This window comes from Moorena sp. SIO4G3, from assembly GCF_010692305.1.
GTDB classification, from domain to species: Bacteria; Cyanobacteriota; Cyanobacteriia; order Cyanobacteriales; family Coleofasciculaceae; genus Moorena; species Moorena producens_A.
The window spans coordinates 1-8,175 of sequence record NZ_JAAHIG010000383.1; the positions used below are offsets into that span (position 1 = coordinate 1).

Consider the following 8,175-nt stretch of genomic DNA (forward strand, 5'->3'; position numbering starts at 1 on the left):
TCGGGGACGCGCGCGGGAAACCTCAAAGACGAATAAGACCGTCCCTGATTTGAGTTGAGAATTGGAAGCCCCAACCTCAGCGTTCGCGTAGCGTGACCAAAGGTCAAGCAGGTTGGGGTACTTCACTATATGTGTTTAGCCGGAAGCTACTGTAGTGATTCACCAAAACCGCTACAGTGCCCACCAAGGATTAATGACTTACTTTTGACACCACTACCTAGCCTCACCAATAACAGTAAAAGCTGCCCAAGCTTTCGGGTCTGGATTACCATCTCCATCATTGAGCATCGATAACATGGCCTCTCGCATGGCTTTCGCTTTATCCATTTTGTGAGTGTAAATATTAGTGTAAAACTCCTTCATCAACTCAGCCGTATCATGATCAGGCACTTGCCATAAGGACACCACCAAACTTGGTACACCTGCGGCAATCAAAGAACGGGATAAACCAACTACTCCTTCCCCTTTAATTTCACCCCTACCAGTATCACAAGCACTCAGCACGACTAACTTTGCTTTCAATAAGGATTTTTCCGGTAGTCCGTAACCAATCAGAATTTCACGACTGGTGAGAAAGCCATCATGGTCTGGTTCGTCAGGTGCTAATGCGATCGCACCTCGATCATAAATACCATCGACTAAACCATGGGTGGCTAAATGAATCACCGAAGCATTGGGCATTTTTTCCACAATGGTTGGTTCTGTTGCTTCTGCTCCAATCAGAGCGATGGTCTTCAGCAATTGAGCAATGGTTAATGCTTCTTTTTCTGCACCCGATAGAGACTTTAACGGTTCTTGTTCCTGTCCTATTTTAATGGTGGGCATGGTGGGATTACCCACAATCAATGGTGTTCCGTTGCTGTCTTTGACTCGATGCCAATGTTTACGGGTGAACGACAGGGATTGGATCGAAGGAGCAGTGAGAATGGTATGGTTTTCGATTAGATAATTTCCCTCATCATCTTGGAGAGCAGCAAAGGGAACCAGAAATAGTTCTTGATGGGGGATAAAAATAATACGGTCTGATGGGTTTATTGGTAATACGTCAACAATGGGAGTAATCAGCAGTTGGTAGAGCTCCTGTAGTCGATTACTATTGTTAGGGTTTAGTGGTGAAGGAGCATGAGGTAATAAGTTAACAATTGAAGTAATCAACAGTTGGTAGAGTTGTTGTAGTCGATTACCATCCTTAGTGTTTTGTGGTGAAGAAGGATTGTGATTAGATCTACCTCTGACACCAATCTCCTCACGACTAAATTTGACTAGTTTGGCCAGAGTAGTATCTTGGGGTAAATCATGACTACGGAAAGTAATCTCACCAGTGGGAGCAATCACCCAAATATAAATCTGGTCATCAACAATCGAATATTCCACCAAGGTGGCTTGTTGTTGTTGAGCAATCTCTTGAATATCTTCAATAGTAGGAGCTTTAGTTTTTTGAGGAGCTTCAGATAACTGTGCCGCTAATAAATCAATCAGAGCACGGTTGCGACCCCGTTCGGAAATCTCTAAGGCTTGTATTGGTTGACCTTGAGCAATTAAGACCTGTTGTAAGAGACGATAGCTGCGAGCTTGTTGTTCAAAACTAGAAACCTTCCAATCATCTTTGTTACTGAGTATTTTGCGGATATCTTCCCAAACTTTAATGGCATAAAACAGGTTACTTTGGGCTTGTTCTAGTTGATTGTTTTCTAAAAAGATAGCACTGAGATTATTTAGGGATTTAGCTTCAACCAGGAGGTGTCCGATTACCCTAGCAATAGCTATGGATTGTTGGTGGTAATCAATTGCTTTAAAGTAGTCTCCCATATAATAGTATGCATTACCCAGATTACCCAGGGAGTTAGCTTCACCCAGGCGGTTTCCGATTTCCCTTTTAATAGCTAAGGATTTTTGGTAGTAATCAATCGCTTTTTTGTAGTCTCCCAGATGACCGTATGCAATACCGATATTATTCAGGGAGTTAGCTTCACCGAGGGGGTTTCCGATTTCCCTTTGAATAGCTAAGGATTTTTGGTAGTAATCAATCGCTTTTTTGTAGTCTCCCAAACTTTGGTATGCACCACCTAGATTATTCAGGGAGTTAGCTTCACCGAGGGGGTTTCCGATTTCCCTTTTAATAGCTAAGGAGTTTTGGTGGTAATCAATGGCGTTTTTGTAGTCTCCCAGATTACCGTATGCACTACCAAGACTATTCAGGGAGTTAGCTTCACCCACGCGGTTTCCGATTTCCCTTTTAATAGCTAAGGATTTTTGGTAGTAATCAATCGCTTTTTTGTAGTCTCCCAAACTCTGGTATATAGCACCCAGATTATTCAGGGAGTTAGCTTCACCGAGGGGGTTTCCAATTTCCCTTTTAATAGCTAAGGAGTTTTGGTGGTAATCAAGTGCTTTTTTGTAGTCTCCCAGATGACCGTATGCATTACCCAAATTACCCAGGGACTTAGCTTCACCCAGGCGGTTTCCGATTTCCCTAGCAATAGCTAAGGATTTTTGGTAGTAATCAATCGCTTTTTTGTAGTCTCCCAAATGATCGTATGCAAGACCCAGATTAGTCAGGGACTTAGCTTCACCCAGGCGGTATCCAATTTGTTTATAAATCATCAATGCTTGCTGGTAAGACTGTAATGCTTCTGGGAACTCACTGCGATCAACGTGACTAAGTCCCTGCTGAACGAGTTTATCCGCCTCTGCTTGCTTACTGTCTACTTGAACTATGGCATCCCTAGGGGTTATAGTTCCTTCTTGCTCTGGGCTAACCGGGTTTTGTTCTTGAGCCAGTGCTGGTAAACTCAGGAATCTAGCCACAACAGGCAATTCCCCAGGAGTGAAGCAGACAGTGAGAAGTCCCAACCATAAGACTTGCTTAAGTTTCATATCGGATATTAAATTATTCCCTATTTGGCCATATCTGAGAGATTCCTGAACCTATGCAATGATTAAGGGAGTCGGGAGTAGGGTGTGGGGTGTGGGGTGTGGGGTGTCGGGAGTCGGGAATCGGGAGTCGGGAGTCGGGAGTCGGGAACAGGGAACTTCGGAATAGGGAGCAAGAGTACCCTCGCGGGTACTGTGAAATTCCAGAGAGCTTTGGAAAAATGTTAGTTAACAGTTCAATCTGTGATCGTGAATTTCTAAATTCATAGAAATTCACGATCACAACTAACAAGGAAGATTTCATGCAGTCAACCCAAAAGACAATTTTTTTGGGCTGGTCTAGTCCTGGCATTCCCTTGAATGAGCCTCCTTGTATGATCAAGTCATGTGTATGAAACAAAACTCCCAGGGATAGAATCCCGAGGAGTTTAAAAAGAGATTAAAAAGGATAATGCCTAAAGTAGACTTAGCAAAATTGGGTATTTTTGCCGTTTTACTGGTATTTCTGTTAGGTAGTTCATGGGTGCTGGCTGATATATTGCAAAATCAGGCTATTGCGGCTCCCTACGTGCAATTTTCTACAGGTGATTTCCAGTGGCGGAGTTATCGGAAGGCTACTCACCCCAAGTTTGGGAGTAGTCCTGACAGAGAAATCTTTTCGGCTGTGTCTGTCCCTAACTGCACTGCCGTAATTCCTGACCAAATTTATCGTTTTGTTGAGGGTATAGATAGCTGCCTTCAACCAATGACAGATGATGAAATTGAGCAGATGCTCAAGGATCCATTTGCTACTGGAATTCTGAGCAAAGGAACATTTCCAGAGAATGTAGATGCTCTAGCTGCTGCTATTGCAGACTCCCAACTGAACTTGGAATCAGCGAACTACTTGCTTGGAGAAGGCAGTCAAATCCCGACGACCTTTGTATCCCGTGAAGAACCCCGTAACCTTCGTTATGTTCTTACTTGGGGAACGAGTCGCACCAGTAATGCCGATATTCTTGTGAGTACAGCTGCCGGTGGCAACTCTAGCTTTTTGCAAGTAATTGCCTGGGATGCACAAGCCAAAAAATACAACTTCTATGAATTGCGGGAACAGGTAGGTGAACAACCAGGTACATCTACCAAAGTTTGGACTTGGGCTGGGGATTCTGGGATGGCGCGGGCACAACCGACTATGGGAGTGGGCTGTTTTGATTGTCACCATAATGGTGTGGTGATTATGAAAGAACTTGCTCCACCCTGGAACAATTGGCATTCTCAGCGGGGGCCAATCTCACCCCTAGTAGTGCCGTTAAGGGTGACCCAAGAAACATTCTTTCAGAACTTGCAAGGAGCCGAGGTGCTTGAGCAGGTAATTCGCAGTGGTTTCATTAACTACCATAAGAATTGGTTGCGCGATCGCTACAAAAGACAAGCAGGAGTTATTAACTTAACCGACGTCAACCAGATGCTACGTCATCTGACCACCAACACTACCATCAATTTGGCCTCAACGAATATTGAAAGCAACGGAGCCAATACTAGCCCAGCCAACCGTCCTGTTAATGGTATTCCCAATGACTTTTTTCTTTGGGATTCAGCCCTCAAGACCAGCTTAGGTCTTAACTACAATATCCCGCTGATTACCTTCGAGCGACAAGAGTATGACAATTACCTAAATACCCATCATTTCCAACTGGTTCAATCTGACTTCACCAAACCGGATGATTCTCCACTGTACGAAGAGGATGGCTCTAGCTACTTTTCTTTCTTTGTGCCAGTTCCTGCTGCAGAAGACCTCTACATGGTCACACGGATGCGAAGTGCCAAGATTTTGACAGATAAATTCATTGCTGCTGTCTTGATGGTGGACTTCAAAAACCCTGTTTTTTCCGAAAAGCGGTCTAGCTTGCAGCAGTACGCTGAGCAAGTCACAACAGGCACAATCATCAATGGGATTAGTAGTGTACCCAATGATTTTGCCGAGAAAGTTAGAGTTGCTGCTGCTAACCAGCCTCCCTGCGATCCTACTAACTTTGACCAATGCACTGGGGAACAACAGTTTTTGCAAACATGGGAACTACCTGATAATCAGTGGAAATCCTTTGTCCAAGAGCAAATTCAGGCTTATTTGGATGAATTAAACACACTTTCTCCTAGGGAGCAGTTAGCTCAACTGATGGAATCAAGTGTCAAGCACCGGGAGCAGTTTCAATCCTGGCCAACAATTAGTAACCTCAATGAATTTAGCTTGTTACTTCCCCAGAGTGATTTAAGTCATTAGGGCTTAATTAAATCAGACCCTCAAGAAATTAACTAAAACAACAACAACTTTAGAGGTTGTCTGAGAAGTCCCATTTGCTACATCCAAGCCCCCGTTGGTCCCCATCTGTAAAAAAGCGAAGCATCCGCTAATTCCCCCCAGAATTGGGGGGTTAGGGGGGCGGGGGACTTTTAGAAGCAAATTGACTCTTGTTCCCCCCAAAGTTGGGGGGCTAGGGGGGCAAAATTCAGTATCAAAAAACTTGGGAGATATCCTCTTAGCAATCCGTGTAGGAATTGAGAGAATTTTTGTTCCCTTTTCCCTACTCCCTGTTCCCTGTTCCCTGTTCCCTGTTCCCTGTTCCCTTTGCTATTACTTGCCATATCCATAACACTAAAAAACTAAGGAGTCAATCAATGGCTAAACTAACTCAATTTGATCCACCAGCCAATCAAAATGATTTTTGTGGAGAAGAAGAAAAGGAAAAAGCATTACGCACTCGCTGGAGTAATAACATTAATCGCTATACAGAACAAACCTTGAAAAACGATCCGTGGAGTTCAGTTAACCAACCACCCCTAAGCCAATATTTCAATCCTCTCAAAACTGATATTCCAGAAGGAACGAAGGGTGTACCGATTAAATGGACGGCGTTCCCGAACCGGATTTTAATGGCATATCCCAATGTTGGGGAACGTACCCAGTGGCAATATGCTGACGAAGGACCACCCCCGGAGGATAACTATGGTCCGAGTGGTCCCCGTGGCTGGCAGGATGAATATTGTGAGTGGAGCGTCACCCGCAATGCACAGGGTAAGATTACCAAAATAATGTTCACATGTGAGAACCGAGAATACTGGTATACCTTGTGGGATGTCGATCCCAATGTTGTCTTGGGCCTTTACCAGAAATTAGTCAGTCCCGAGGTCAAAATTGAGGATCTGTATCTGCGTAACCAACAAGGTAATTTAGTTATCGATCCCGCCACCGGGCGACCAGCTTATAACGATCGCAATGCCTGGAATAGCACCACGACGGCTGGAGCGGTTCACCTGATTAGCAATCCTAATTCCCTAAGTGCGGAAGTATTTCTAGCTGGACAAGCCACAGTCCTCCGTAGAGATGTAGCAGGTAATCCAATTACAGACAAAAACCAGCTGATCAATTGCAGTCGGTATGGTACCCCAAACCGTAACAGTGATCCCACCATTGGAGCGTCCGTTAACGGATTAGTGCGGGGAACAGGAGCACCAGGTTCTGGACTTCGGATATCCCTGGCAAATCCGGTCGGTCTGTACATCCAAGAACCTAGTTTTAACACCTACGAATTACCCTTTGATGCCCCTGAATATGCTAAACCCTCGGACTACTGGAAGGTGATTCGCGGGCGTAAACGGGACTCTGGGGAGGAAATGGACTATATTCTCCATGCAGTTTATGAAGTGCCTGAGGAGTTAGGCTTTACGGTTAGCGATATTACCATCAATGGATTCAATATTGAATACGGGGCACAAATTGCTCAAACTTTCCAAATTGCTCTTGCAGGTCTGGGCTTGCCTCAGGTGAACCAAGATGGGCTTCTTTGTGCAGGGGAACCAAAGTTATTACCTCGTCCGTATGTCTTGAGAGAATTGGAAATGCTTAGTGTAGCGTTTCGTTCTAGCTTAAATATGCGTATTGAGCCAGGGACTACCGTGGAGAATGTTGTACTGTACGCATTTGACAGCGATTCACAATCCACTATTGAATTTACTGGTTCACCAGGTATTACCTTTGAAACAACAGATTTTCAGGATCTAGGTAGTAATCAGCAAGTGTTCATCCTCACCATCACTGCTGCTCCTGATGCTCCCTTGGGGAATCGTTCTATTCTTATGAAAAATCCCGATCCGGATAACCCCGCAAACTATTACGGTGGTCCTGCTGTTTTTGGTTTATTAGAAGTCGTTGCACCAGGTACACTTAACAGAAATCAGGATGCTGCTGTATCTGAGGTGGCAGAAACTACTCCCACAGCGATAGCAATGCCAGATAAACTTCTCTTGGCTCCGATTGAGTTATCCAACAGGAGCAATGTTAGGTAATATAGCGCTACGGGCAAGGCAAAAGGCAAAAGCGATGCAGCGCGGTCTTGGGGGTTTCCCCCATGAGCGACTGCATCAAGACGGCAAAAGGCAAAAGTTTACTATAACAGCTTAGGTGCGCTTCCCGTTGGCGAATTTAATTCGCCACGGGTGGCACCTTTTGCTGCTTGTATCAATGTCAAACACCTTAATGGGTAGTGCTATATCAAGTTCGGTTAATACTTATAAAAAGGTTCGTAGTAGCGCTTTAGCGCAAAGTCTAAAATTGAGCACTAAAGTGCTACTACAAACAAAAATTTTGGTTCTTCCGTACTTGTTATGCTAAATGAACAGCGTTGCTGAATAATGGAATGATTTTAGGAGTAGGTGCGCGCCTCCTAGGGCGAGTAAATCGCCCTTGGGTCGCACCTGTAGAATGGGCATCTTGGTGGAACGGGCATCTTGCCCGTTATCAATATCTTTTCGAGGGGGCAGGATGCCCACTCTACTCCTATTCATTCAAGGATTGAGCAATGCCAAATGAACAGTTTGGCAGAGGGAACAGGGAATCAGGGTAAACGCATCTTATTCTGAAATATCTACTGAATAGTCAAGTAACGGGATGAAAAATAAGCTCATCCCGTTACTTGACTTTATTGCTTACCTAAAGAGGTTGAAGTTAGTCTATATAAGGAGTTTCTAACCCCTGCTCTATGGCTAAAAACTATTAGTGTAGCTAAATTTTCTACACATTTTGATGGAAAAAGCAAACCATGTTCTTAATTCTAAATGAATCATTTGTTGCTTCAATTTGAACTTCATTGTTCCCACCATTAAGTTGGGAACCAGCAAGTGAAATCATCTGAGTGAACCAAGTAAGGTTACTTTGGTTAGGAGTAATTTCCCCTACTACTACATTATTAACTCTAACAAATACTCTAGTAGAGGTAAGACCCGAAACACTAAAGATCAAAAAAGCTGTACCCAATGTACGTC

The 8,175-nt window shown here is 44.1% G+C and carries 7 protein-coding genes; 5 read left to right on the plus strand and 2 right to left on the minus strand.

What is annotated here, in order from left to right; genetic code table 11:
• Nucleotides 1-213 precede the first annotated feature (213 nt).
• Nucleotides 214-2,877, minus strand: a complete 2,664-nt coding sequence (locus F6J99_RS37280) for a CHAT domain-containing tetratricopeptide repeat protein (protein WP_293120838.1) — start codon at nucleotides 2,875-2,877, stop codon at nucleotides 214-216.
• 448 nt (nucleotides 2,878-3,325) lie between these two features.
• On the opposite strand from F6J99_RS37280, the gene F6J99_RS37285 reads away from it, so the two are divergent.
• From F6J99_RS37285 to F6J99_RS37305, 5 genes are all read left to right on the plus strand, one after another.
• Entirely contained in the window at nucleotides 3,326-5,137 is a 1,812-nt protein-coding gene (locus F6J99_RS37285) for a hypothetical protein (protein ID WP_293120840.1), read from the plus strand.
• Between the two features lie 181 nt (nucleotides 5,138-5,318).
• Nucleotides 5,319-5,507 carry a hypothetical protein gene (locus tag F6J99_RS37290; protein WP_293120842.1) on the plus strand — a complete coding sequence of 63 codons (189 nt, stop codon included), beginning with the start codon at nucleotides 5,319-5,321 and terminating at the stop codon, nucleotides 5,505-5,507.
• 25 nt (nucleotides 5,508-5,532) lie between these two features.
• Complete coding sequence (locus tag F6J99_RS37295; protein ID WP_293120843.1) at nucleotides 5,533-7,200, plus strand: hypothetical protein; 1,668 nt, start codon at nucleotides 5,533-5,535, stop codon at nucleotides 7,198-7,200.
• Complete coding sequence (locus tag F6J99_RS37300; protein WP_267876357.1) at nucleotides 7,190-7,315, plus strand: hypothetical protein; 126 nt, start codon at nucleotides 7,190-7,192, stop codon at nucleotides 7,313-7,315. The genes F6J99_RS37295 and F6J99_RS37300 overlap by 11 nt, the downstream gene beginning before the upstream one ends.
• A gap of 282 nt (nucleotides 7,316-7,597) precedes the next feature.
• Complete coding sequence (locus F6J99_RS37305; RefSeq protein WP_293120845.1) at nucleotides 7,598-7,723, plus strand: hypothetical protein; 126 nt, start codon at nucleotides 7,598-7,600, stop codon at nucleotides 7,721-7,723.
• Nucleotides 7,724-7,924: 201 nt separating this feature from the next.
• On the opposite strand, the gene F6J99_RS37310 is transcribed toward F6J99_RS37305, so the two are convergent.
• Nucleotides 7,925-8,175 (minus strand): hypothetical protein (locus tag F6J99_RS37310; protein ID WP_293120847.1); only part of this gene is annotated, 251 nt, incomplete at its 5' end.

Excerpts from the sequence above, each read along its gene's own strand:
- F6J99_RS37280 (WP_293120838.1), bottom strand. The coding sequence starts at position 2,877 with ATGAAACTTAAGCAAGTCTTATGGTTGGGACTTCTCACTGTCTGCTTC.
- F6J99_RS37285 (WP_293120840.1), top strand. The coding sequence starts at position 3,326 with ATGCCTAAAGTAGACTTAGCAAAATTGGGTATTTTTGCCGTTTTACTG.
- F6J99_RS37295 (WP_293120843.1), top strand. The coding sequence starts at position 5,533 with ATGGCTAAACTAACTCAATTTGATCCACCAGCCAATCAAAATGATTTT.
- F6J99_RS37300 (WP_267876357.1), top strand. The coding sequence starts at position 7,190 with ATGTTAGGTAATATAGCGCTACGGGCAAGGCAAAAGGCAAAAGCGATG.